Annotated in this window: 20 protein-coding genes; 7 read left to right on the plus strand and 13 right to left on the minus strand. The window is 69.1% G+C overall.

Annotation, left to right across the window (positions count from 1 at the left end; genetic code table 11):
- Window positions 1-7 precede the first annotated feature (7 nt).
- The 6 genes from ACQPYZ_RS23555 to ACQPYZ_RS23580 all read right to left on the minus strand — a co-directional run bounded on the left by ACQPYZ_RS23555 (window position 8) and on the right by ACQPYZ_RS23580 (window position 8,269).
- Complete coding sequence (locus ACQPYZ_RS23555; RefSeq protein WP_433159866.1) at window positions 8-2,905, minus strand: vitamin B12-dependent ribonucleotide reductase; 2,898 nt, start codon at window positions 2,903-2,905, stop codon at window positions 8-10.
- An 84-nt stretch (window positions 2,906-2,989) separates the two neighbouring features.
- Window positions 2,990-3,484: a transcriptional regulator NrdR gene (gene nrdR / locus ACQPYZ_RS23560; protein ID WP_433159868.1), complete on the minus strand. Its 495-nt coding sequence runs from the start codon at window positions 3,482-3,484 to the stop codon at window positions 2,990-2,992.
- 271 nt (window positions 3,485-3,755) lie between these two features.
- Window positions 3,756-4,640, minus strand: coding sequence for a dihydrodipicolinate synthase family protein (locus tag ACQPYZ_RS23565; protein WP_433159870.1), 885 nt, complete (start codon window positions 4,638-4,640; stop codon window positions 3,756-3,758).
- Between the two features lie 27 nt (window positions 4,641-4,667).
- Window positions 4,668-5,819 (minus strand): GH39 family glycosyl hydrolase, encoded by a 1,152-nt coding sequence (locus ACQPYZ_RS23570; protein WP_433169741.1) that lies wholly within the window; start codon window positions 5,817-5,819, stop codon window positions 4,668-4,670.
- Complete coding sequence (locus ACQPYZ_RS23575; protein ID WP_433159871.1) at window positions 5,702-6,379, minus strand: hypothetical protein; 678 nt, start codon at window positions 6,377-6,379, stop codon at window positions 5,702-5,704. Before ACQPYZ_RS23575 ends, ACQPYZ_RS23570 begins: the two co-directional genes overlap by 118 nt.
- 9 nt (window positions 6,380-6,388) lie before the next feature.
- On the minus strand, window positions 6,389-8,269 hold the full coding sequence (locus ACQPYZ_RS23580; RefSeq protein WP_433159873.1) for a glycerophosphodiester phosphodiesterase: 1,881 nt from the start codon (window positions 8,267-8,269) through the stop codon (window positions 6,389-6,391).
- A 131-nt stretch (window positions 8,270-8,400) separates the two neighbouring features.
- On the opposite strand from ACQPYZ_RS23580, the gene ACQPYZ_RS23585 reads away from it, so the two are divergent.
- Complete coding sequence (locus ACQPYZ_RS23585) at window positions 8,401-9,345, plus strand: nucleoside hydrolase (RefSeq protein WP_433159875.1); 945 nt, start codon at window positions 8,401-8,403, stop codon at window positions 9,343-9,345.
- Here the strand turns inward: ACQPYZ_RS23585 and ACQPYZ_RS23590 are convergent.
- A complete protein-coding gene (locus tag ACQPYZ_RS23590; RefSeq protein WP_433159877.1) occupies window positions 9,338-9,928 on the minus strand; it encodes a TetR/AcrR family transcriptional regulator in 591 nt (196 codons plus the stop codon). The genes ACQPYZ_RS23585 and ACQPYZ_RS23590 overlap by 8 nt on opposite strands.
- Window positions 9,929-10,007: 79 nt before the next feature.
- Here ACQPYZ_RS23590 and ACQPYZ_RS23595 point away from each other — a divergent pair, with 79 nt between their 5' ends.
- Window positions 10,008-10,577 (plus strand): GNAT family N-acetyltransferase, encoded by a 570-nt coding sequence (locus tag ACQPYZ_RS23595; protein WP_433159880.1) that lies wholly within the window; start codon window positions 10,008-10,010, stop codon window positions 10,575-10,577.
- A gap of 22 nt (window positions 10,578-10,599) precedes the next feature.
- Window positions 10,600-11,376 carry a bifunctional 2-polyprenyl-6-hydroxyphenol methylase/3-demethylubiquinol 3-O-methyltransferase UbiG gene (ubiG, locus tag ACQPYZ_RS23600; RefSeq protein ID WP_433159883.1) on the plus strand — a complete coding sequence of 259 codons (777 nt, stop codon included), beginning with the start codon at window positions 10,600-10,602 and terminating at the stop codon, window positions 11,374-11,376.
- Window positions 11,377-11,404: 28 nt separating this feature from the next.
- Here ubiG and ACQPYZ_RS23605 read toward each other — a convergent pair whose 3' ends face one another.
- Window positions 11,405-11,941, minus strand: a complete 537-nt coding sequence (locus tag ACQPYZ_RS23605; protein WP_433159886.1) for a LysM peptidoglycan-binding domain-containing protein — start codon at window positions 11,939-11,941, stop codon at window positions 11,405-11,407.
- 364 nt (window positions 11,942-12,305) lie between these two features.
- Here ACQPYZ_RS23605 and lexA point away from each other — a divergent pair, with 364 nt between their 5' ends.
- Together lexA and ACQPYZ_RS23615 are read left to right on the plus strand one after the other, a co-directional pair.
- Complete coding sequence (gene lexA, locus ACQPYZ_RS23610) at window positions 12,306-13,118, plus strand: transcriptional repressor LexA (protein WP_433159888.1); 813 nt, start codon at window positions 12,306-12,308, stop codon at window positions 13,116-13,118.
- Window positions 13,119-13,166: 48 nt separating this feature from the next.
- A complete protein-coding gene (locus tag ACQPYZ_RS23615) occupies window positions 13,167-13,676 on the plus strand; it encodes a glutathione peroxidase (protein ID WP_433159890.1) in 510 nt (169 codons plus the stop codon).
- A 241-nt stretch (window positions 13,677-13,917) separates the two neighbouring features.
- Here ACQPYZ_RS23615 and ligD read toward each other — a convergent pair whose 3' ends face one another.
- The 3 genes from ligD to secD all read right to left on the minus strand — a co-directional run bounded on the left by ligD (window position 13,918) and on the right by secD (window position 19,264).
- Window positions 13,918-14,898 (minus strand): non-homologous end-joining DNA ligase, encoded by a 981-nt coding sequence (gene ligD, locus ACQPYZ_RS23620; RefSeq protein WP_433159893.1) that lies wholly within the window; start codon window positions 14,896-14,898, stop codon window positions 13,918-13,920.
- Window positions 14,895-16,892 (minus strand): ATP-dependent DNA helicase, encoded by a 1,998-nt coding sequence (locus tag ACQPYZ_RS23625; RefSeq protein WP_433159896.1) that lies wholly within the window; start codon window positions 16,890-16,892, stop codon window positions 14,895-14,897. The genes ligD and ACQPYZ_RS23625 overlap by 4 nt, the downstream gene beginning before the upstream one ends.
- A gap of 71 nt (window positions 16,893-16,963) precedes the next feature.
- On the minus strand, window positions 16,964-19,264 hold the full coding sequence (secD, locus tag ACQPYZ_RS23630) for a protein translocase subunit SecD (RefSeq protein ID WP_433159898.1): 2,301 nt from the start codon (window positions 19,262-19,264) through the stop codon (window positions 16,964-16,966).
- Window positions 19,265-19,536: 272 nt separating this feature from the next.
- Here secD and ACQPYZ_RS23635 point away from each other — a divergent pair, with 272 nt between their 5' ends.
- Window positions 19,537-20,724, plus strand: a complete 1,188-nt coding sequence (locus ACQPYZ_RS23635) for a S8 family peptidase (RefSeq protein WP_433159901.1) — start codon at window positions 19,537-19,539, stop codon at window positions 20,722-20,724.
- A gap of 26 nt (window positions 20,725-20,750) precedes the next feature.
- Here ACQPYZ_RS23635 and ACQPYZ_RS23640 read toward each other — a convergent pair whose 3' ends face one another.
- On the minus strand, window positions 20,751-21,398 hold the full coding sequence (locus ACQPYZ_RS23640) for a response regulator (protein WP_433159903.1): 648 nt from the start codon (window positions 21,396-21,398) through the stop codon (window positions 20,751-20,753).
- On the minus strand, window positions 21,395-22,522 hold the full coding sequence (macS, locus tag ACQPYZ_RS23645) for a MacS family sensor histidine kinase (protein WP_433159906.1): 1,128 nt from the start codon (window positions 22,520-22,522) through the stop codon (window positions 21,395-21,397). Before macS ends, ACQPYZ_RS23640 begins: the two co-directional genes overlap by 4 nt.
- A gap of 208 nt (window positions 22,523-22,730) precedes the next feature.
- On the opposite strand from macS, the gene ACQPYZ_RS23650 reads away from it, so the two are divergent.
- Window positions 22,731-25,094 (plus strand): immune inhibitor A domain-containing protein, encoded by a 2,364-nt coding sequence (locus tag ACQPYZ_RS23650; RefSeq protein ID WP_433159908.1) that lies wholly within the window; start codon window positions 22,731-22,733, stop codon window positions 25,092-25,094.
- Window positions 25,095-25,122: the final 28 nt, after the last annotated feature.

Here is a 25,122-nt window from a genome sequence, read left to right on the forward strand (position 1 = left end):
GCAACGTTCAGCTGCAGCCGGACGTGCTGCCGCAGCCTTCGCAGACGTAGCAGGAGCCGCTGGGCCGCATCTTCGTGCCGCAGGTGAAGCACAGTGGCGCGTCCACCGACGTACCGGTGATCAGCTCGAACATCTCCGCCGTGGTCCGCACCTCCGAGGTGTCGACCGGCTTCGCGGTCGCCGCCTCGGCGACCGCCGGCTTCTCCGGCGCGGGCTCGACCGACTTCAGCGACTCGGCCTCGGACACCTCGACCGGGGCCGGCTCGTACGAGCCGGTGTCGAGTTGCCGCGACCGCTCCTCGGCGGAGTAGATGCCCAGCGCGGCCCGCTCGTCGAACGGCAGGTAGTCCAGCGCCAGCCGGCGGAAGATGTAGTCCATGATCGACTGCGCCATCCGGACGTCCGGGTCGTCGGTCAGGCCGGCCGGCTCGAACTTCAGGTTGGTGAACTTCTGGACGTAGGTCTCCAGCGGTACGCCGTGCTGGAGCGCGATCGAGATCGCGATCGAGAACGCGTCCATCACGCCGGCCAGGGTCGAGCCCTGCTTGCCCATCTTCAGGAAGACCTCGCCGAGACCGTCGTCCGGGTAGGAGCCGGCCGTCATGTAGCCCTCGGCCCCGCCCACGCTGAACGACGTGGTCCGCGACGGCCGCGACTTCGGCAGGCGCTTGCGGGTCGGCCGGTACTCGATCACCTTCTCGACGATCTTCTCGGCGACAGCGGCCTCGGCGGCCACCGCCTCCGACGACGCGGCCTTCTTCGCCTTCGCGTCCGCCAGCGGCTGGCCGACCTTGCAGTTGTCGCGGTACACCGCGAGCGCCTTCAGGCCGAGCTTCCAGCCCTGGAAGTAGACGTCGGCGATCTCCTCGACCGTCGCGGTCTCCGGCAGGTTGACCGTCTTCGAGATCGCGCCGGACAGGAACGGCTGCGCGGCCGCCATCATCCGCACGTGGCCCATCGGCTTGATCGCCCGCTCGCCCATCGCGGTGTCGAAGATCTCGTAGTGCTCGGGCTTCAGGCCGGGCGCGTCGACCACGTGGCCGTGCTCGGAGATGTACTCGACGATCGCCTCGATCGTCTCCTCGGTGTAGTTGTACTGCCGCAGCGCCCGCGGGACCGTCTGGTTGACGATCTGCATCGAGCCGCCGCCGACCAGCTTCTTGAACTTGACCAGCGAGAAGTCCGGCTCGATGCCGGTGGTGTCGCAGTCCATCATGAAGCCGATGGTGCCGGTCGGCGCGAGCACCGAGGCCTGCGCGTTCCGCCAGCCGTTCTTCGCGCCGATCTTGAGCACGCCCTCCCACGCCGCGGTGGCGTGCTTCTGGACGTCCTTGTCGATCTCGTGCATCGTGCGGATCGCGTCGTTGGCCGCCGCGTGCTTGCGCATCACCCGGGTGTGCGCGTCCTTGTTCCGCTCGAAGCCGTCGTACGCGCCGACGACACCGGCCAGCTCGGCGGAGCGCTTGTACGACGTACCGGTCATCAGCGAGGTGATAGCGCCCGCCAGTGCGCGACCACCGTCGGAGTCGTACGCGTGGCCGGTCGCCATCAGCAGGGCGCCGAGGTTCGCGTACCCGATGCCGAGCTGCCGGTAGGCGCGGGTGGTCTCGCCGATCGCCTCGGTCGGGAAGTCGGCGAAGCAGATCGAGATGTCCATCGCGGTGATGATCAGCTCGACCGCCTTGACGAACTTCTCCGAGTCGAACTGGTCGTCGTCACGGAGGAACTTCATCAAGTTCAGCGACGCCAGGTTGCAGGACGAGTTGTCCAGGTGCATGTACTCCGAGCACGGGTTGGAGGCCGTGATCCGGCCGGTCTCCGGCGTCGTGTGCCAGTCGTTGATGGTGTCGTCGTACTGCAGGCCCGGGTCGGCGCAGGCCCAGGCGGCCTGGGAGATCTTGTCGAACAGCTCGCGCGCGTCGACGGTCTCGATCACCGAGTTGTCCAGCCGCGCCCGCAGCCCGAACTCGCCCTTGTCCTCGACCGCGCGCATGAACTCGTCGGTGACCCGGACCGAGTTGTTGGCGTTCTGGTACTGCACCGAGGTGATGTCGCGGCCGCCGAGGTCCATGTCGAAGCCCGCGTCGCGCAGGACGCGGATCTTCTCCTCCTCGCGCATCTTGGTCTCGACGAACTCCTCGATGTCGGGGTGGTCGACGTCGAGCACGACCATCTTCGCCGCCCGCCGGGTGGCGCCGCCGGACTTGATCGTGCCGGCGGACGCGTCCGCGCCGCGCATGAAGGAGACCGGGCCGGACGCCGTCCCACCGGAGGACTGCAGCAGCTCCTTGGACGAGCGGATCCGGGACAGGTTCAGGCCGGCGCCGGAGCCGCCCTTGAAGATCAGGCCCTCTTCCTTGTACCAGTTCAGGATCGAGTCCATCGAGTCGTCCACGGCGAGGATGAAGCAGGCCGACACCTGCTGCGGCGAGGACGTGCCGACGTTGAACCAGACCGGCGAGTTGAAGCTGAAATACTGGTGCAGGAGCATCCAGGTGATCTCGTGCTCGAACACCTCGGCGTCGGCCGGGGTGGCGAAGTACCCGTGCTCCTCGCCGGCCTTGCGGTAGGTCTTGACCACCCGGTCGAGCAGCTGCCGGAGGCTCCACTCGCGGTTGTCGTGCCCGACCGCGCCGCGGAAGTACTTCGTGGTGACGATGGTGGACGCGTTCACGCTCCAGTAGTCGGGGAACTCCACCCCGCGCTGCTCGAAGACGGTCTCACCGGTCTTCCAGTTCTGCTGGACGACGTCGCGGCGCTCCCACGTCACCTCGTCGTACGGGTGTACTCCCTCGGTCGTGAAGATGCGCTCGATGGTGAGTCCCGTGGGCGCGTTCTTCCGCCCGCGGAACCCGGCCGCCGACCTCTTGGTCGACCCCGAGTGGCCGGTCACCGTCTCTGTCATGGTTGCTCCTCGCCCTGTGTTTGTACCGCCGCGGTCTGTCGGGACCGCCCCGTTGGTTACTGCCGGTCGTGCTGGTTCCCCGATTTACGTCTGCTGGGTCGGCCGCAGCGGGCGCGGCTCGGTGCCTTCCGGCTCCTTCTCCGCCCGCAGCAGCGCGATCTCCGTCTCGAAGTCGTCCGCGGACTCGAACTGCCGGTACACGCTCGCGAACCGCAGGTAGGCGACCTCGTCGAGCTCCCGCAGCGGCCCGAGGATCGCGAGTCCGACCTCGTGCGCGGGCACCTCCGGCGAGCCGCTCGCCTTGAGCGCGTCCTCGACCCGCTGGCCCAGCCGGGCCAGGGCGTCGACGTCCACCGGCCGGCCCTTGCAGGCCTTGCCGACGCCGTTGACGACCTTCTCCCGGCTGAACGGCTCGGTCGCGCCGGAGCGCTTCACGACCGTGAGCTGCATCTGCTCGACGGTGGTGAACCGCTTCTCGCAGACCGGGCACTGCCGGCGCCGGCGGATCGCTCCGCCGTCCTCGGCCACCCGGCTGTCCACGACCCGGGAATCGACGTGCCGGCAATACGGACAGTGCACGACGAATCACTCCTCCCGTGGGCCGCCGAGGGGGCGTCCTGTGGATCTGCCTGGGGACAACTTGTGTAGAAGCTGTGTGCAACCGACCACTACCTGTGGAAAATTACACCCGTGTAACCACTACATCTAGGGATCCTAGATCGCTGCTCCGACAGTTTGCAAGGACGCCAAGTTGTCGGGCGCGTCTCTTTGTTCCAACAACCGTGCGGCCCCGTGTACTCCCGCGTGGCGCCACCGGAACGAGCCCGGAGAGGCACAAACTACGGCAGCGTCAGAGGGCCGCGGGCGTCCGGCGCAGATGCTCCTCGAGGAGCCGGAACATGCTCTCCGGCGGTACGGCGGCCGGCGGGCGGACCGCGTCGTACGCGATCAGACCCCGGAGCACCAGGCTGCGTTTACGCAGGCCGAGCGCGATCCCGGCCTGGAACTCGAAGTTGACCAGCGGCAGGTAGTCACGCCAGACCGCGCGGGCCGCCTCGAAGCCGCCGTCCCGGAACGCGCCGACACACGCCAGCAGCCCCTCGGGCACGGAAAAGCCGGTCATCGCTCCGGCCGCACCGACGGCCAGTTCGTCGAGCAGGCAGGTGCCGCCCAGGCCGCCGAAGATCGGTACGTCGAGGCCGGCCGCCAACTCGGCGACCGCGGGCGGGCTCGGCGAGGACTCCGACTTCACCGCGACGACGGACGAGACGGCGCGTACGGCGGTCACCAGGTCGGCGGTGGCGATCGGGACGCCGCTGATCACCGGGTAGTCCTGGACGACCAGCGGACATTCGGTGCGCTCCGCCACGGCGTTCAGGTGCTTGCTCAGGGCCTCCGGATCGCTGGAGTTCACTTGAACCATCAGTCCGGCGAGGCGGGATCCGGCCACGGGCAGGACGTTCGCGGCCTCCGCGTAGACGTCCTCCAGCCCGAGCGCGCTGACGCCTACGACCAACGGCAACTCGCCGGAGGCAACGACCGTGTCCACGACAGTACGGCGTTCCGCGGGCGTAAGCCGGGCCGCCTCACCGAAGACACCGAGCACCGTCAGCCCGGTCGCTCCGATCGACTCGTAGTGCCGCACCTGCCGGGCCAGCGACTCGGTGTCGACGGCCGAGCCGTCCTCCGTAAGCGGCGTCGCCAGCACACCCCACACTCCGGGATCCAACGTCATGGAACTCCCCTTCGCCGGTGGCCCGCTTCACGTCACCATGCTCAGAATAACGAGGCTCAAGGAAGGAAGCGGCAGCTCGAGCGTCAGGCGCAACCGGCCATCGACGACCATCCGCGAGTCGTCGGCGAACCGCTCGAGGCCCTGTCGGGCCGTGATCGCGGCGAGTTGCTCCGGCGTCGGATCCTGCGGGGCGCCGAGGTCACGCCAGACCGTGTGGCTGTTGCTGTGACTGCGGTCGATGCGGAAGTGCTGGACGGTCCACTCGCCGTCGATTCCGTCGACCTCCAGGTCGACCCGGGTGGTGCCCGGGTCCTCGGCGTACTGGTCGTCGGTGTGCCGCCAGACCAGGATCGCGACGCTGCCGTCGGTGGAGTGCCGGCCGGCGATGACGTCGACTTCCTCGGGCAATCCGTTGCCGAGGGCGCTGATGTCGGAGATGTCCGCGGACCGGTCGGAGGTTGCCGCCAGTCGTCGGTCACCCAGGCGGGCGAAGGCGCGGTAGGCGTTCATCAGTGGCTTCTCGATGCCGGACGCGGTGACGAAGCTGCGGGTGCCCTCGAAGTAGCGTTCACCCTCCATCGAGAAGCTCCACGTCGTTGCCTCATGCACCTTCGCGGTGTGCTGCTCGTTGAGGTCCAGCACCTTCTTCATCAGCTTGGCCTGGAACACCGGGTAGTACTCGTTGTTGCGGTAGGCGAAGTTCGCGTTGTCGTAGATCCCCCAGTGCGCCGGGACCGAGGCGTCGCACTCGTCCACGATCACCGGCGCACCGACGTACCGCGGGAACTGCTCGATGACTGTGAGCGCGCGGTCGATCTCGCGAAGCATCTTCGGCGTGGACGGTGACTGCCGCTCCGGCGCCGGTGCGCCGATCGGCCCGTAGGTACGCCACGGCGTGAAGTGCGAGCCCTTGGTGTGGAAGGAGATGAAGTCGATCGGCAGGTCGCGGTCGGCGCAGGCCTGCAGGAAGCCGTGCAGGAACACCGCACCCTGGTCGCCACCGGTGACGGCCGGCCCGCCGACACGTGCCGTCGGGTGAACGTCGCGGATCGCCTTGACGGTCACGTCGTACAGGTCGTGGAACTGTTCCGGCGTACCGCGCCAGTAGGAGATGTCCGGCTCGTTCCACAGCTCCCAGAGCCAGGGCTGGATCTCGTCGGCGCCGTAGCGCTCGAGCACGTGTTCGACGAGTGCCGCGACCAGACCGGCCCACTTGCCATAGTCCTTCGGCGGATAGACCACCAGCCGGCCTCGTACGCGCTGTACTGGCTGGGACTGCCCTCGAACGGGAACTCGGTCTTCGCCGACTCCGGCACCAGGGCCAGTGGCGTGAAGGCGAGCTCGACCAGCGGATGGTGGCCGGCACCGACGATTGCGTCGTACGTGAGGTCGGCGATGGTGAAGTCGTAGTACGGCTTGCCGTCGGCGTCCTCGTGGTAGACGTTGCCGCTCCCCCAGTGCGGCAGGCCCAGTCCGGTGCCGCTGGTGAAGATGTTGTGCGGCCGGACGTGGTACGGCGTCTCCGCGAAGCCGCCGATCGTCTGCAACGTCCGGCGGCCCTGCGGCGTGTACGTCCAGTTGATCTCGTCGTACCCGAGGCTGGCCCACGGGCGGGCGAGTACGCCGGTATCGGCCGACGCGTCGACCGTGACGCGAGCCGTCCGCAGCGGAGTGGCCTCGGGGTCGGACGGGGCGTAGGAGAGGCGTTGAACCGCGCTGGGAGACGCGTTCTCGGTCATGTCAGGCTTTCAGCGTGCGGCGAGAGCGTTGGCCTCCGCCACGATCTGCTGACGGCGTTCGGGCGTCAAGCCGCGAGCACCCGGCGTCCGCGCGTACGTCGCGAGGACGGCGTACTGCTTCTGACCGAGGAGCGTGGTCAGCGTCGAAACGGTCGACGGGGTCGCGCCCGAGGTCAGGATCAGGCTCGCCAGGCCCGTCGGTGTGGCGACGACGTCGAAGCTGCTCTGCACGGTCGAGCCGGCGACGGTCGCGGTCAGCACATGCTTCCCGGCGGTCAGCGTGGTCGTGTCGACAATCGCACCGTTGACAATCGACACGCCGTCGAGCGTGATCGCGACGGGCTCGGCGGAGTTGTTGCCGACAGCAACGCGCAGGACCTGGGCCCGGTCGATGCGCTCGCCCGCGGCCGGGCTGAGAATGGTCGCGGCCGGCTTCACCCGCTGCGCGAAGGCGGCGTTCCAGCCCGCCAGCTCGGCCGGCCGGTTCGTGATGATGCCGTCGACGCCGGCCTTCTCCAGCGCGTTCCAGCGGTTCGCGTCGTCCACCGTCCAGACGTTCACCGCGACACCGGCCTCGTGCAGCTCGGCGACGATGCCCGGCCGGGTCTGGAACGCGCCGTCGGACGGGTTGTACGCCGACAGCTCGAGGTCCTTGGCGATCGCGACCGGATCCGGGTCGAGCGTCGACCGCAGCAGACCGAGCGGCAACTCCGGAGCGAGCTCACGCATCCAGCGCAGGTGCTGCGGCTCGAAGCTCTGCACGAACACGCGGCTGCTCATCCCGCGGCTGTGGATCTCCTGCACGATCCGCGCGACCGACTCCCGCGTGTGCTCGCCCTTGACCTCGAGCAGCAGGTTGCCACCCCGCGTCCTCAGCCCGTCGAGCTGCGACGCCAGGGTCGGCACCCGCTGGCCGACGTACGCCGGGGCGAACCACGACCCCGCGTCCAGCCCGGCCACCTGGGCCGCGGTCAGCGAACGCACCGCACCGGTCCCGTCGGTCGTCCGGTCGACGGTGGTGTCGTGCAGGATCACCGGTACGCCGTCCTTCGTCGGCTGGACGTCGTTCTCGATCCACTCGGCCCGGGCCCGGCGGGCGACCTCGTCGGAGGCGGCCGTGTTCTCCGGCGCGGCCGACGACCCACCGCGGTGCGCCCACACACGCAGCGGCGCGCCAGGCTTGCGGATGAACGACTCCTTCTCGAGTGGCGTCACCTTGAGGTGGTCGAACGAGACGGTCGCGCCGTTCACGAGCAGTCCTTGCACGCCCGTCGTACTGCGGTTGACCATCGTGGTCCGCAGCGACTCGCGGCCGTCGACGTACCAGGTCGCGCGGGTGCCGCGGACCTCGACCGCTACGGCGACCTCCTTGCCGACTCCGACCTGCACCGGCGCGGCGGCGGTGTCGGTGACGTTCCAGGCGTTGGCGGGCGTGCGCTGGGCGAACTCGAGGCCGTTCGTGGCGGTCGAGCCGTTCCGCAGGGTGGCGATCGACCACGGGACCGCGCCGGTCGCGGCGAGGTCGAGGCCGAAGGCGACCCAGCGGCCGGCGTCGAGCGCGGACTCGAAGCGCAGGCGGCTCTCGATCCGGAAGTCGGTGAGCGGGGTGCCGAAGGTGATGCGGCTCTGCTGGCCGGAACTGGTCGACGTACCGATGAGCCGGCCGCCCTCGACCTTCCACGTCCCGTCGACGGCGGACCAGCCGGCCGGCAACGTCGTACCGTCGAACGTCTCGTCGACCGTCGGCACCGGCGCGACCGCCGGGATCGGTGCCGCCGCCGAGACCGGCCCCGCCGACGGGATCGGTGCGGCCGCCGGCTCGGCGACTGCGGCTGGCAGTGGCGTGCTCAGGAACGCGGTAATGGTGGCTCCGGTGGCGAGAGCGGCCAAGACTGCACGGGGGCGGCGTGACATCAGCATCATGGCCACCGACCGTAGGAAAGCGACACCAACAGCACCAGAGCAGGTGATGAATTGACTCCCAACGCCGAGTGGATCCGGCGATGCGTGAGGATGGCGCCATGAAGCCGGTGATTCTCGATGTCGACACGGGTCTCGACGACGCGTGTGCGCTGCTCCTCGCCGCCCGCCATCCCGAGCTCGACCTCAAGGCGGTGACCTGCGTCGGCGGCAACGTCGGCCTGGACGACGTCGTGGTCAACACACTGACCGTGCTGGATGCGGCCGGCCGTTCGGACGTGCCGGTGGCGGCCGGTGCCGCCGTACCGCTGCTCCAGCCCGTACGCGCCGCGCCGCACGTGCACGGCGCCGACGGACTCGGCAACCTCGACTGGCCGCGCTCCACGCGTACGCCGGGCACCGGCCACGCCGTCGAACTCCTCCGGGACGTACTGCGGGCCGCGGCGACGTCCGGCGAGTTGGTGACCCTGATCCCGCTGGCACCGATGACCAACATCGCGTTGCTGCTGCGCACGTACCCGGACGCCGCGGCCGGGCTGCGGGAGATTGTGTTCATGGGCGGTGCGGCCGGGATCGGGAACGCGACCGCCTCGGCGGAGTTCAACATCTGGACCGACCCGGAGGCGGCCGCGATCGTGCTCAACGCGGCTGCCGAGCTCGGCGTATCCGTGACGATGTACGGGCTGGACGTGTTCTACGACGTGGTGATCTCGCTGGAGCAGGCGCGCTCGCTGGGCGGTTCGCCGTCGGCCGAGCTCGCGCGGAAGCTAATCGAGAAACGCAGCGAGCTGTACGGGTCCGACGGCGCGAGCATCGGCGACGGCGGAGCGGTGTGCGCGGTCATCGATCCGGCCGGCCTCACGACGCAGTCGTTCCCGCTGCGGGTCGAGCTGTCCGGGAGTTGGTCGCGTGGACGGACGATCGTCGACACCCGCGGCTCGCTCGACCTCGGCCGCGATCCGCACGGGCCGTCGCCGACCGTACAGGTGGCGACTGCTGTGGACGGTGCGCGGTACGCGGACCTCTGGCTGAGCACCGTCAAGTAGCCAGTAAGTCGTCGAGGCGGGCGCGGACGCCGTCCATGAAGAGCTCCAGCCCGTCCTTGAAGCGGTCGGGCGTGGTCGGCTCGGCCACCACGGCGGCCAGGGTCCAGTGGGCGCTGGTCTCGAAGATCTCGCGTGCCTGTGGTTCGGGTACGCCGAGGCCCACGAGTGAGCGGATCTGGACGCGAACGAGCTCCGCGCGGGAGCCGTCGCCGCGGTCGCGGTCCGGGGTCGCCTTCGCCTGGATGAGGGCGGCCAGCCCCGGGTGGTCGGCGTAGAACGCGCGCAGCTCGAGCGCACCGGCCGTGGTGACCGCGATCCAGTCGTCGACGCTGCGGATGTCCTCGTACGCCGCGAGGCCGGCGGTGAACTGGTCGAACGCGTTGCGCGCGACCAGATCGAGGAGCTCGTCCTTGCTGCGGACGTGGTGGTAGAGCGACGGCGCGCGGACTCGCAGGCGCTCGGCCACCGCGCGCATCGTCAGCCCGTTGACGCCCTTGGTCTTGATGATCGCCAGGGCCGCGTCGGCGATCGCGTTCACCGAGATTCCGGCTGCGGCGTGGGACGACGGGTGGCGTGCGGTCACGGAGAAACCTCGTTGTCGCCGGTTACTGCGTTGAACTAGTGTCTAACAGCGTTAGACAGCCTACCCGAGGACGGCACCTGTGCCTGGACTGCGCCCGACGTACCCACTGCGGACCGAGCGGCTCGACCTGCGGCCGCACCGGATGGACGACCTGGACGACCTGAACGCGTTCCACTCGCGACCGGAAGTCGTTCGCTACACGCCTTGGCCGGTCCGCGATCGCGAGCAGACCCGGAAGGCGCTCGAGGCCAAGCTCACCCAGGACGCCCTGACCGAGTCGGGTCAGTGGCTCGTGCTCGCGATCGAGCTGCGCGAGACCGGGACGGTGATCGGCGAGGTCCTGCTCAAGTGGGCGAGCGCGACGGACCGCCAGGGCGAGATCGGCTTCGCGCTGCACACCGACTACCAGGGCAGAGGGCTCGCGTTCGAGGCAGCGGCCGAGGTACTGCGTCTGGGCTTCGAGGACCTGGGGTTGCACCGGATCTGCGCCGTACTCGACGACCGCAACACACCCTCGGCCCAACTCCTCGAACGCCTGGGCATGCACCGCGAAGCCCACCTGATCGAATGCGCCTTCTTCAAGGGCGAATGGGCCAACGAGTACATCTACGCCCTCCGCGCGAGCGAATGGCGAGCCGCCCTGGGTTGATACTGGGCTGGGGGTGGGTGTGGTGGCGGTCGACAACCGGATCTACGACCGGCTCGGCGGGAGTTGGTGGGACGAGGGGAACCCGCTGAACATGCTGCACGGCAGCTTCACGCCGGGGCGGTTCGGCTACTTCCGCGGGGTGCTCGAGCGGGTCGGTCGGGAGCCGGCCGGGATGCGGGCGCTGGATGTCGGGTGTGGCGGCGGATTCATGGCAGAGGAGTTCGCGCGGCTCGGGTGTGAGGTGGTGGGGATCGACCCGTCGCCGGTGTCGATCGGGACGGCCCGGCAGCACGCCGCATCCGGTGGACTGACGATCGGCTACCTGGTCGCGACCGGCGAGCGCCTGCCGTTGGCCGACGAGTCGTTCGAGCTCGCGTACTGCTGCGACGTACTCGAGCATGTGTCGAGCGTGGAGCAGGTGATCAAGGAGACCGCGCGGGTGCTCAAGCCGGGCGGGATCTACCTGTTCGACACGATCAACCGGACGCCGGCGAGCAAGGTGCTCGCGATCAAGGCGATGCAGGACTGGCGGCTCACCCGGATGGTCGACACCCGGCTGCACTGCTGGGAAATGTTCATCAAGCCGGCCGAACTCGAGGAGACGCTCCGCCGGCACTCCCTACGCCTCGACGAAATCACCGGCCTCGGCCCGCGGGCGAACAAACTCGCACTCCTTCGGAATTTCACCCGAGCCCGCCGGGGCCGCCTCACCTACGGCGAACTGAGCCGCCGGATGAACGTCGGCCGAACCACGTCCACCGCCATCTCCTACATGGGCTACGCCACCAAGCAGCCGTGACCGTTCTACGGACGTGCGCAAGTCGCGATCAGCGGGCGATCGGGATCTGGAGGGTCTGGCCGGGAACGACGTCGGCGGGGCCGGCGAGGTTGTTCAGGTCGGCGATCTCTTCGACGACGATCGCCGGGTCCTGACCGGGGTTGGTGGTCTGGGCGATCGACCAGAGGGACTGGCCAGGGGTCACCTGGACCGGGACGGTGTGGGTGAAGTCCGGGCCGGGTTCGAGCACGCCGGTGATGCGGAGGCCGAGCACGACGACCGCGGAGCCGAAGACGAGCACCGACAAGGCGGTGAGCAGCACCCGGCCGCGGCGGGTGAGTCGCAGCGGCCCATCGGCGGCCGCCTGGCGTTGGGCGCGACGGCGGTCGGCGACGCGGGCCGTCTGGGCGCGGCCGAGGTCGGCGCCGGAGCAGGCACGGACCGGGAGGCGCTCGGTGGTCGTCCCGGCGATCGTGGGCCGGCGGCGCGGCCGGGCACCAGGATGCGTGCCGGGAGTCGCGTCAGGAACCGCCCCTGGTGCCTGGCGCGCCGCCAGTGCGTCTGCCGCGAGAGCCGCTGTGCTCATCGGATCCTCCAGACCTCGTCCAGCCTCGTCCTGCGGTGTCGATCCCTGTCTACCGGCCGCCTCCGACAGTTTCCGGATAAGCGACTCCGGCGACCCGGCCCGAACACCTGTTCGATCGAACGCCTGTACGAATGATTAACCGAACCGCACCCGTCGCGCAACCACCTCCAACCGGGACACGCCCAGGAAATTCCCGCTCCACCGGACGACCTCGCCCGCGCCTTATAACCGGACACACGAACAAACGTGCGAACCGACACGCCTTCGAACAGATGTTTGAAGAATCTCAGGATTCGGTCTACGGTCGTGTCATTCGACAAAGCCGGCGCGGGACCGCCCGGCCCGACCCGAGGAGCAAGCACCGATGGCCAGGACGCCGAGCGGTTCCAGCAAGGACGAGCGCAACGCGGTGCGCGCCGGTGGCCACGCCGACGCGACCCCGACCGCATCAACGGCGCCGGACCAGACCGTGACCGAGCTGCCCGACGGCCCGGCCGACGCGACCGGGCTGACCCCGCGGCAGCGCCGGGTGCTGGACGTCATCCGCGACTCGGTGGACAGCCGGGGCTACCCGCCCTCGATGCGCGAGATCGGCGAGCGGGTCGGCCTGACCAGCTCGTCGTCGGTGTCGCACCAGTTGCGCGTGCTCGAGCAGAAGGGCCTGCTCCGTCGCGACCCGAACCGGCCGCGCGCGATCGAGGTCCGCTACCCCGGCGAGGTCGACGCCGCCGCCCGCCGGACGACGGTCGGCCCGGTGCGCCAGACGACGTACGACGAGACCGGTGCGGGCGACGTGCATCCGGACGCGGCCTACGTTCCGGTGGTCGGCCGGATCGCCGCCGGTGGGCCGATCCTGGCCGAGCAGGAGATCGAGGAGGTCTTCCCGTTGCCGAAGGCAATGGTCGGCGAGGGCACGCTGTTCATGCTCCGGGTCAAGGGTGAGTCGATGATCGACGCGGCCATCTGCGACGGCGACTGGGTCGTGGTCCGGCAGCAGCCGACCGCGGACAACGGTGACATCGTCGCTGCCATGATCGACGGCGAGGCGACCGTGAAGACGTTCAAGAAGACCAAGACCGAGATCCTGCTGCTACCACACAACCCGGCGTTCGAGCCGATCGACGGCAAGGACGCGATCATTCTCGGAAAGGTCGTAACAGTTCTGCGGCGAGTCTGACATCTCAGACGGCGCGCGAAGTCGGGCGTGTCGTGTCAGCATTGAGTCATGACGACTGTCTATGACTTCAGCGCCCGGCGGATCGAAGGCAATGAACAGTCTCTTGCCGATTTCCGCGACCAGGTGCTCCTGGTGGTGAACACGGCCTCGCAGTGCAGCCAAACCCCGCAGTACACCGGCCTGCAGAAGCTTTACAAGGCATATCGCCGGCAGGGCTTCTCGGTGCTTGGCTTCCCCTGCGACCAGTTCGGCCACCAGGAGCCTGGTGACGAGAACGAGATCGCGAACTTCTGTTCGACGATCTATCACGTCACGTTCCCCATGTTCGCCAAGATCGACGTCAACGGCTCGAAGGCGCTTCCGCTGTACAACTGGCTGAAGCGTGAGCAGGGCGGCCTGCTCGGCGGGCGGATCAAGTGGAACTTCACCAAGTTCCTGATCGGCCGGGACGGCGGGGTGATCGCCCGGTACGCGCCGACCCATTCACCCGAGAAATTGGTCGACAAGATCGAGGCGGCACTCGCGATTCCGGCGCCTTCCCGGGAAGCGAACGACTGACTCAACCGGCACGGAATCGTGGCGGCGATTCCGGGCCAGGCGGTAACCGACGTGAGAAGCACCAGAGTTCTCCGCGGCATTGCCTGAAATCCGCGCAGAATTGAGACACCTGAACACCGTCCGTCTCAGCGCTACAGGCGCATTCGCCGCATTCCGAACAATCTCCCGGACGTTGCACGCGCGGCGTTTCCCGCGCGCACAGGAACATTCCCGTGCATTCGCACGGACGTCGGCTCAGACCCTAGTCGCGGTCGACCAGCACGGACTCCGGGTCGACGTCCAGCCGCAGACCACGCCAGACCGGGTGACGGAGCCGGGCGTCGGCGGCCCAACCGGAGTAGGTCACCTCGGCGACCAAGGCGGGATCGAGCCAGTGGGCCCGGCGCCGGTCCGAGGTCGGGACCGTGGACGGATCGAACGGCGGACGGTCGATCTCCAGGCCGGTGAGCTCCGCGCTGAGCATGTCCAGCGTGGCGAAGTCCAGGCCGGAGCCGACCTTGCCGATCAGCACGAGGTCACCACCCGGCTCGGAGTACGCGCCGCAGTAGAACGAGCCGATCTTGCCGGACCGGTTGCCTTCGCCCGGGTGCCAGCCGCACAGGATCACGTCCCGGGTCTTGACCGGCTTGACCTTGACCCAGTCCGCACTGCGACGACCGGGCAGGTAGCGCGACTTGCGCCGCTTGGCGACCACCCCTTCGAGTCCGGTCGACGCCGACAGGTCCAGCGCCGCCTCCCCGTCGGCGTACGCCGGCGGCGTCTCCCAGAACGGGTCGCCGATCTCCAGCGAATCGAGCAGCCCACGCCGGTCGTCGTACGTTGCGTCCAGCAACCACTTGCCGTCGAACCGCAGCAGGTCGAAGAGCCGGACGGATACCGGCACCTCGGTGATCAGGCGACGCAACTGCCGCGGGTCCCGCACGTGCATCCGCCGCTGCAGCAGGCCGAACGAGGGCGCACCGCTCGCGTCCAGCGTGACGATCTCCCCGTCCAGTACGGCGGGAAGCCGCAACCCCGGCGCCTCCGCCAGACCGATCAGCTCGGGATACCCACCGGACACGTCGCGACTGTTCCGCGACCACAGCCGGCAGACGCCGTCGTCCACCTCGGCGATCACCCGGATGCCGTCCCACTTCATCTCGTACGACCAGCCGGACCCGGACGGCATCTCCCCCAGCGCCGCCATCATCGGCAGCACCGGCGGACTGGTCACCGGACTCATGTCGACTGCAACCGCTTGAGGGCCCCGAGCACCTTCTCACGATCGGCGGTCGGCCACATCGGGGGCAAGGAGGCGCGCAGGAAGGCGCCGTACCGCTGGGTGACGATGCGCGGGTCGAGGATCGCGACCACGCCGCGGTCGCTGCTGCGGCGGATCAGCCGGCCGGTCCCCTGGGCGAGCAGCAAGGCGGCGTGCGTCGCGGCGACCGCCATGAACCCGTTTCCACCCGCTTCGTCGACCGCCCGCTGACGGGCGGCCATCAACGGCTCGTCGGGGCGCGGGAACGGCACCCGGTCGATGATCACCAGGTTGCAGGTCGAGCCGGGGACGTCGATGCCCTGCCACAGCGACAGCGTGCCGAACAGCGAGGTCTCGGGGTCGTCGACGAACTCGCGGGCCAACTCGCCCAGTTGCGCGTCGCCTTGGCAGAGCACCTTGAGGTCGGTCGCCTCCCGGACCGCGGCCGTTGCCGCCTCGGCGGCCCGGCGGGACGAGAACAGCCCGAGCGTCCGGCCGCCCGCGGCCGTGACCAGGTCGATGATCTCGGTGAACTGCTTCTGCCCGAGCCCGTCGCGATGCGGTGGCGGCAGGTGCTTGGCGACGTACAGGATGGCCTGTTTCTCGTACTCGAACGGCGAGCCGACGTCGAGGCCGCGCCAGGGCAGCGGCCCGGTGTCCGACGAGTCGTCGAGCTCCGGCATCTCGTCGTCGTCGGCGAGCTTGTCCGACGGTCGCAGACCGACCTGCCGGGCGATCGCGTCGAAGTCGCCGCCGAGCGTGAGCGTGGCGGACGTGAGCACGGCCGTCCTGTCCTTCAGGACGAGCTCGCGCAACAGGCCGGCGACGGTCAGCGGAGCGATCCGGAGCTCACGGCCGAAGCGATCGCGGTCGATCATCCAGACGACGTCGAGATCGCTCAGCGCGGCGACCCGCTCGGCGACGTCGAAGATCTCCTTGACCGCACCCTTGGACTGCCGCTTCGCGCCGTCCGGGTCGTCGTCCTTGTCGTCGGTCTTCTTGTTGAGGTCGGAGTACAGCGCGCGGGCGGCGTCACGGACCAGGGCGGCCGCCTCCAGCACCGGGCCGTTCGAGGCCTCGATCCGGCCCTCGCGGCTGCCGTCGAGGGCGGCCCGGAGCGCGTCGGAAGCGTCGATCAGGTCGTCGGCCTTGTCGTCGTCCACGAACCGGCGCGAGCGCTTCGCGGCCCGCTCGACCATCTGCGGTGACAGCTCGTCGCCGGCGGCACCGGTCACCCGGCCCGGCAGCTCGTGCGCCTCGTCGACGATGACGACGTCGTGCTCGGGCAGGACCGTGCGGTTCTCGAAGGCGTCGATCGAGAGCAGCGCGTGGTTGGTGATCACGATGTCGGCCTTGCGCGCTTCCTCCTTCGCCTTCTCGGCGAAACACTCCTCGCCGTACGGGCACTTCTGCGCGCCGAGGCACTCGCGGGCCGCGATCGCGACCTGCTGCCAGGCCTGGTACTGATGCGGGGGCGCGTGGTCGCGGTCGCCGGCCTCGCCGTCGAGCAACTGCTGCTCGGCCCAGTCGCGCAACTCCAGCACCTGCTGGCCGATCTGCCCCGGCGGCGGCACGTCGATCAGCATGCCGTCGTCGTCGGGGGCACCCTCACGGATTCGGTGCAGGCAGGCGTAGTTGTTGCGGCCCTTCTGGATCGCGTACGTCGGCCGGCGCGGCAGCAGCTTCTCGGTCGCGTCGAGCAGCGCGGGGACATCGCGGTCGACGAGCTGGGACTGCAGCGCCAGCGTCGCGGTGGAGACGACGACCCGCCGGTCCTCAAGTGCGTGGACGAGCGCGGGCACGAGGTAACCGAGCGACTTACCGGTGCCCGTGCCGGCCTGGACGAGCAGGTGCGACCCGTCGTGCATCGAGGTGTTGACGGCCTCGGCCATCTCCACCTGACCAGGCCGGGTCTGCCCGTTGATCCCCGAGACAGCGGCTTCCAGCAGTTCGTGTACGTCGACTCCCACCGCCACACCCTAGCCCGCAGGACCGACTAATTTCTGGTCCGGCGGGCTGGGCTGTGGACAAGCCGCGCGGCCGTGTCCTAGACGACCGCGCCGCGGTCCGGTTGCGCGTCCCGGTCGACCTGCGGACGCTTCGGCCGCGGCGGCGGCGCCGGGTAGCGGCGTTCGAGCTCGAGCAGCAGCGGAGCGGCGGTCAGGTTCGACGAGTAGGTGCCGACCAGGATGCCCAGCAGCAACGCGAGCGCGAAGTCGGCCAGCGAGTCGCCGCCGAGGAACAGCAACGCGCTCAGGATGAACAGCGTCGAGATACCGGTGTTGATCGTGCGGGGCAGCACGTTCACGATCGCGGTGTCGATGACGGACCCGAGGTTGTCGGTGGCGCGGGCGTTCCGGGTTTCCCGGATCCGGTCGAACACGACCACCGAGTCGTTCACCGTGTAACCGATGATGGTCAGGATCGCCGCCAGGAAGATGCCGTCGATCGGTTTGCCGAGCCAGGCGAACACGCCGACCACGACCGCGACGTTCTGCACCAGGGCCAGCACGGCTCCGGCCCCGAACGTCCATCGGAAGCGCGCGGCCAGGTACAGCAACTGGACCAGCAGCGCGATCCCGAGGGCGATCAGGCCCTTGTTGCGGATCTCGGTGCCCAGCGACGGGCCGATGCTCTCGTTCCGGATCACCTCGGTACCGCCGCTGATCCGGCCGATCGACTCGCGGATCTTCTCCGTCTCGTCGTCGCTGATCCGCTCGGTCCGCACGGTGATGTCGTCGGTCCCGGAGGACTGGACCACCGCGTTCGGGTAGCCGGCCTCGGCGACCGCGGCGCGGGCCTGGTCGGGCGTGATCCGCTGCGAGGTGCTCACCTCGAGCAACCGCCCACCGGTGAACTCGATGCCGAGATTCAGCCCACGCACCAGGACCCCGGTGGCGGCGATCAGGATCGCCACCACGGTGACCAGCAACCAGCGCCGGCTGTGCTTCATCAGCGCGGGCCGGCGCGCCTCGAGCCACGTCCGGACCCGGCCGTGGCCGGCGATGCCGCTGATCCCCGGACGCTTCTGCACGAACTTGCGGGAGACGAAGAACTCCGCCAGCACGCGCACCAGCACCAGGGCGGACAGCAGCGAGGCGATCACACCGATGCTCAGCGTCACGCCGAAGCCGCGGACCGGGCCGGCGGCCAGGAAGAACAGCAGTCCGGCGGCCAGCAGGGTGGTGATGTTCGAGTCGGCGATCGCGGAGAGCGCGTTCTGGAAACCGCTGCGCAACGACCGCGCCAGACCGTCCGTGCGGCCTTCGATGTAGTCCTCCCGGGCGCGCTCGAAGACGAGCACGTTCGCGTCGACCGCCATCCCGATGGCGAGCACGAATCCGGCGAGGCCGGGCAGGGTCAGGGTGGCGCCGAGCGCGGTCAGCGCGGCGTACGACATACCGGAGTAGGCGATCAGGCCGAGGACGGCCATCAGGCCGACCAGGCGGTAGACCAGGATGATGAACAGCGCGGTCAGCGCCAGGCCGATGATCGCGGCGGTCGCGCTGGCCTCGATGGCGTCCTTGCCGAGCGACGGGCCGACGGTGCGCTGGTCGATGACCTCGACCGGGACCGGCAGCGAACCGCCCTCGATCAGCGCGGCCAGGTCCTTGGCCTCGGCCTCGGTGAAGGTCCCGCTGATCGTGCTGCTGCCGCCGGTGAGGCCGATGTTGCAGAGCTGGCTGCCGCCGTTCGGGTCGACCTGCGGGGCGCTGATCACCTCGTTGTCGAGCACGATCGCGATCATCCGCGGCGGCGTGTTCACCTGCTCGCAGGCGGCCTTGCCGGTGATGTCGGCCCAGATCTTGCCGCCGTCGCCCTTGAAGTTCAGCTCGACGAACCAGCCCTGCGCGACCTGCTGCGGGTCCAGCCGGCCCTCGGCGCTGCCGACCATTTCTCCGGTCATCGCGGGCTTGGCCAGCCGGAGGAAGCCCTGGCCGTCCTCGGGCGGCAGGTACAGCTCGCCGGCGGCCGGTTTGGCCGGCTTCGCGGCGACCTGGTCGAGCACCGCGTGGAAGGTGAGTTGCGCGGTCTTGCCGATCACCCGGGCCGCCTCGCGCGGGTCCTGGACCCCGGGCAGCTCGACGATGATCCGGTTCTCGCCCTGGCGGGTGACGGTCGGCTCACTGACGCCGAGGGCGTCGATCCGGCGGTGCAGGACCGTGGTCGCCTGGTCGGTGGTCTCCCGGTTCGCCTTGACCGTCGGCGAGTCCTTCGCCTCCAGCACGATCTGGGTGCCCCCGCGCAGGTCGAGCCCGAGCTTGGGCGTGGCCGTGAGGACGACGTACGTCGACAGGGCCAGGACGACGAGCGCGAGCAACGCACGGACGATGGACGACCGGTTCACCAATTGCCTCCGGGGCTGGGCACCCGCGCCGCGGGTGTCATAACAGAGCAGACCACACCGGAGCAGGCTCGACGTGGAACGCACAGTGTACGAAGCCATTCAAACGCATCCGGGCGGCCAGTGAGTGCCATGGCATCAGGTCGCAACCGAACTGATTGACGCGTCAGGTGAGCACGCCCTAACTTCACACCACCCTCGGTCCGTAATCGACTGCGGACCGAGGGTGATCACCCCTCCGCCCCGGTGGGTGATGAGTTCCCTGAGGAGGAACCGTGCGTCATCGTCGCATCAGTCTGTCCCTCGCCGCCGCCGCTCTGGTGCCGGCCCTTGCCCTCGGCACCGCCGGAAACGCCGGCGCGGCTTCCACTCCCGAGCCGCAGCGGATCGTCCCGGTCCAGCTCGCTAAGGCCGAGCCCGGTGTCACCGCGGTCAAGGACACCTACATCGTCGAGCTGAAGAAGGGCGCCCGGCTGAAGAGCAAGCTCGGCGTCGCGCCGCAGCGGCAGTTCAGCACGGCGGTCAACGGGTTCAGCGCCAAGCTCACCCCGGCCCAGCTCGCCGAGCTGCAGCGGAACCCGGACGTCATCGCGATCTCGCAGGACGTCTACGTGCAGAACGCCCTGGACGCGACCCAGACCAACCCGCCGTCGTGGGGGATCGACCGGATCGACCAGCGCAACCTGCCGCTGTCGAGGTCGTTCACCTACACCCGGACCGGCTCCGGCGTGCACGCCTACATCATCGACTCCGGCATCGACCCGTCGCACCCGAACTTCGGCGGTCGCGCCAGCTTCGACTTCAACGGCATCGACTCCAACAACACCGACTGCAACGGCCACGGCACCCACGTGGCCGGCACCATCGGCTCCACGTCGTACGGCGTTGCCAAGAACGTCCGCCTGCACGGGGTGAAGTGGCTGAACTGCAGTGGCGGCGGTACGGCGTCGTCGGCGATCGCCGCGGTCGACTGGGTCACCCGGAACGCGGTGAAGCCCGCAGTGGCGAACGCGTCCTGGAACTACAGCGCGAACACCACCCTGGAGAACTCGCTGCGCGCGATGATCAACTCCGGCGTCTTCCTGGCCGCATCGGCCGGCAACACCGGTGGCAACTCGTGTGACCGGCTGCCGCGAAAGATCTCGACCGCTCTGGTCGTCGCGGCGTCCACGAGCACGGATGCGCGGGCGTCGTACTCCAGCACCGGCTCCTGCGTGGACATCTACGCGCCGGGCTCGGCGATCGTCTCGACGCTGCCCGGGAATACCACCGGCTCCTACAACGGCACGTCGATGGCGACGCCGCACGTCGCGGGCGTCGCGGCCCTCTACCTGCAGACCAGCCCGTCGGCCAGCCCGGCGACGGTGAAGTCGTACATCGAGGCCAACGCCACGCCGAACGTGATCAGCGGTGGCTCCACCGGCGGCACGGTGAATCGCCTGCTGTTCTCGAACGGCCTGTAGTACCTCCGTGCGACGCCCCCGGGTCTCTACTCGGGGGCGTCGTCTATTCCGTGCTCGATGGCGTAGCGGACGAGCTCGGCCCGGTTGTGCAGTTGCAGCTTCCGCAGGGTGTTCTGCACGTGGTTCTCCACCGTCCGATGCGACAGAACGAGCCGGGTGGCGATCTGCCGAGCGGTCAGCCCGCGTGCGACCAGCCGGAGGACCTCTGTCTCCCGCTCGGTCAGCTTGGGTACCTCGGGACCTGAGGAGCCGGTCCCGAGCCGCCGGTACTCCCCCAGCAGCAGTCCGGCCAGTCCGGCGCTGAACACCGCGTCGCCCTCCGCGGTACGCCGTACTGCGTCGTCGAACTCGTCCAGCGACGCCGACTTCACCAGATAGCCCGACGCACCGTTCTTCACCGCGGCGAGTACGTCGTCCTGCTCGGCGCTGGCCGACAGCACCAGCACTCGGGTGTCCGGAAGGGCTGTGGTGATCTCACGGGTCGCGTCGACACCGGATCCGTCACCCAACTGCAGGTCCATCACCACCACGTCCGGCCGGGTCGCGAGCGCGATCTTCACCGCACCCGACACGTCCGACGCGGTCGCGCAGACGTCGTACCCCCGGCTGCCCAGGTCCCGCGCCACCCCTTCCCGCCACATCGGATGGTCGTCGACGATCATTACCCGGATCATGTTGTGCTCACCTTCAGTTCCCACTCGGTTCCTTCGCCTGGGGCGGTGCGGACGGCGACGGAGCCGCCCAGGTCGGTGATCCGGCCGCGGATCGACTGGCTGACACCCAGGTGACCGTCGACCCGGGCCTGTTCGAGCCGGGCGGGCGTCGTACCGCTGCCATCGTCGCGGACCGACACCAGCACCTCGTCACCGAGGTCCTCGACCACCACCCAGGACCGGGCCTGCGGGCCCGCGTGCTTGTCCACGTTCTTCAACGCCTCTTTGACCGCGGCAACCAGCTCCCCGGCGACCGCGGCCGGCAGCAGGACCTGTCCGGCGGGTACGACGACGTCGACTCGCGTCGTGGCCAACGGCAACAGCAGCCCGCACAGGTCGATCCGGTCGCCCTGGGCAACGGTCGGCCGGGACGTCATCAGGGTGCGCAGGGCAACCTCCTGCTCGGCGGCCAGCTTCGCCAGCTCGACCGCCTCGCCGCCGATCGCCGTACCGCGCCGCTGGACCTGGGCCAGCACCTGCAGGACGCCGTCGTGGATCGACCGGCTCAGCCGCAGCCGCTCGGCGGTCGCGCTCTCCGCCGCGATCGCCTCCCGCAGCCGGGCGCCCGCCTGCCGCATGGTCGAGGCGGCGTACCCGACGACCAGACCGGCGACCAGCAGCAACTGGACGTTGCTGAGGATCTTCGAGGCGTTGTCGACCCCGCGCAGCGACAGCAGCGCCAGGCTGACGGTCGCGGCGCCGAGCAGTCCGCCGTCGCGGCCGCGGGAGATCGCCAGCGCGATCACCGGTCCGGCCGCCCAGACCGAGGTCAGTACGGACGCGCCGGCGCGGATGTCGAGCAGTGGCTGAGCCAGCAGGGTCGCGTACATGCAGCCGACCGTGACGACCAGGTCGGCGAACGCGAGCCGGGTGTTCCGCCGGCCCCAGCGCCGGCTGTAGCCGATCGAGGAGATGACCGTCCAGACGCCCATGATCGCCAGCTGCAGCACCGCCCCGGACGGCCGGACGATGCCGTCCCACCGGGTCCAGACCCCGAAGCAGGCGAACGCCCAGGTCATCACCCGGAACACGACCAGCGCGCGCCACAGCGGCTGCAGCAGGTCGTCGACAGGGTCACGCTCCATGACCGACAGTCTGCCAACCGGTCCGGTCCGGTCGCCTGAGTAGTTCCCCCGATCCCGCAGGAATTCCCGCACGTTTCCGGTTTTTTCCCGCTGCTACTTCAGCTCTCGCGATTTTGGACGTACTGTCGCGCGAAACACGCTCGGGGGAGCTCTGAACACACCGCGTCACCAAGCGCGGTGCGTCTCGACGAATGTACGGAGGGGAATCGTGCGCAAGCTACCCGCCGGGCTCTTCAGCCTGGCACTGGCGGCGACGGCAGGCTTCGGTATGGCCTCAGCCGGCAACGCCGCACCGCCCCAGGACGTGGGCACGGCGCCGGCCGTGGGCGACGCGCCCATGTCCGACGAGCTTTCCAGTCCGCTTGAGGACAAACGTCGCGAGCTGCGCCAGGAGGCCCTGACCAAGGTGCTGAACGGCCAGGCCAAGGTGGAGAAGCGCGGCGCCAGCAGCGTGGTCAACCTCGGGCCCAAGGCCAAGGGCGCGAAGGGCACCAAGAACGCCAAGGGACGGGTCGACCAGTACGTCGAGCTGGCCCGGGAGAAGACCGACAAGATCTTCGTGGTGCTCACCGAGTTCGGCAACGTCCGGCACCCGAGCTATCCCGACCAGGACACCTCACCGAACTTCCCCGGCCCGGCCACCTTCGAGGGACCGCTGCACAACGCGATCCCGGAGCCGGACCGCTCGGTCGACAACTCGACCGTCTGGCAGCCGGACTACAACCGGCAGTGGTTCCAGGACATGTACTTCGGCTCCGGCAACTCGGTGAAGAAGTACTACGAGAAGCAGTCGTCCGGACGGTACTCAGTCGACGGCATGGTCACCGAGTGGGTCAAGGTCCCGTACAACGAGGCCCGCTACGGCCGGTCCAACGGCTTCCCGTGCCCCGGCAACGTCTGCAACAACACCTGGTACCTGCTCCGCGACGGCCTGGACGCGTGGGTCGCCGGCCAGAAGGCGGCCGGCAAGACCGATGCGCAGATCGCGGCCGAGCTGGCGACGTTCGACGTCTGGGACCGCTACGACTTCGATGGTGACGGCAACTTCAACGAGCCGGACGGCTACATCGACCACTTCCAGGTCGTGCACGCCGGCGGCGACCAGGCCGACGGTGACCCGTGGCAGGGTGAGGACGCGATCTGGTCGCACCGCTGGTACGCCGGTTTCGCCGGCGGCCCGGCGAACAACCCGGCCGGCGGTATCCAGATCGGCCAGAGCGGACTGTGGGTCGGCGACTACACGATCCAGCCGGAGAACGGCGGCATCAGCGTCTTCGCGCACGAGTACGGCCACGACCTCGGCCTGCCGGACCACTACGACACCTCCGGCCCGCCGGTCGAGAACGGCGTGAACTGGTGGACGATCATGGCGCAGAGCCGGGTCGGCAAACCGTCCGACGGCGGCATCGGTGAGCAGGCGGCGGACCTCGGTGCCTGGGACAAGCTGCAGCTGGGCTGGCTGGACTACGAGGTCGTCATCGCCGGGCAGAACCGGACCGTCGAGCTCGGCCCGCACGAGTACAACTCGAAGAAGGCCCAGGGCCTGGTGGTCACGCTGCCGAAGAAGGAACGGGTCAACGAACTCGTCCCACCGGCGGCCGGCAGCAAGTCGTGGTGGAGCGGCCGCGGCCACATGCTCAACAACACGATGAGCCGGCAGGTCGCGATCCCGGCGGGCACGACGACGCTGTCGTTCAAGGCCAACTGGGACATCGAGGACTGCGGCACCACCGCCTGTGACTACGCCTACGTCGAGGTGGACGACGGCACCGGCTACAAGCCGATCGCCGGCAACATCACCAAGCCGACCGAGGGCAACGGGATCGACGGCAAGAGCAACGGCTGGGTCGACGCGACCTTCGACCTGTCGCCGTACGCGAACAAGACGATCGGTCTGCAGTTCCGCTACAGCACCGACCCGGCGGCCGGTGGCAAGGGCTTCTTCGCCGACGAGATCAAGGTCGTCAACGGTGCGACCACGCTGGTGAGCTCCGGTGCGGAGGCGACGCCGGAGGGCTGGACGCTCAACGGCTTCAGCTCGATGGGCGCGAGCTTCATCAGCATGCACGACAACTACTACCTGGCCTCGCACATCAACTACGTGTCCTACGACAAGCACCTGCAGACGGGGCCGTACAACTTCGGCTGGGCCAGCACGTTGCCGGACAAGGTCGAGCACTTCCCGTACCAGGACGGCCTGCTGGTCTGGTACTGGGACACCTCGTTCGACGACAACAACACCAGCGAGCACCCGGGCGGCGGTCTGATCCTGCCGGTCGACTCGCACCCGGTGCCGATCAACCGAATCGACGGCCAGCTGTGGCGCCCGCGGGTCGGCGGGTACGACGCTCCGTTCGGCCTGGAGAAGGCGGACTCGTTCACCCTGCACATCAACGGCCAGCCGAGCTACATCCGTGGCCAGAACGGGGTGTCCACCTTCAACGACAGCAAGACCTACTGGTACCCGGAGCAGCCGAGTGCCGGGGTGAAGGTGCCGAACAACGGCGTCAACATCAAGGTCCTCGAGCGCGACGGCACGACCATGAAGGTCAAGGTGTCCAAGCGCAACTGATGTCCTGAGCACCACGGAGAACGGCCCC

The organism is Kribbella sp. CA-247076, from assembly GCF_050942445.1.
Taxonomy (GTDB): domain Bacteria; phylum Actinomycetota; class Actinomycetes; order Propionibacteriales; family Kribbellaceae; genus Kribbella.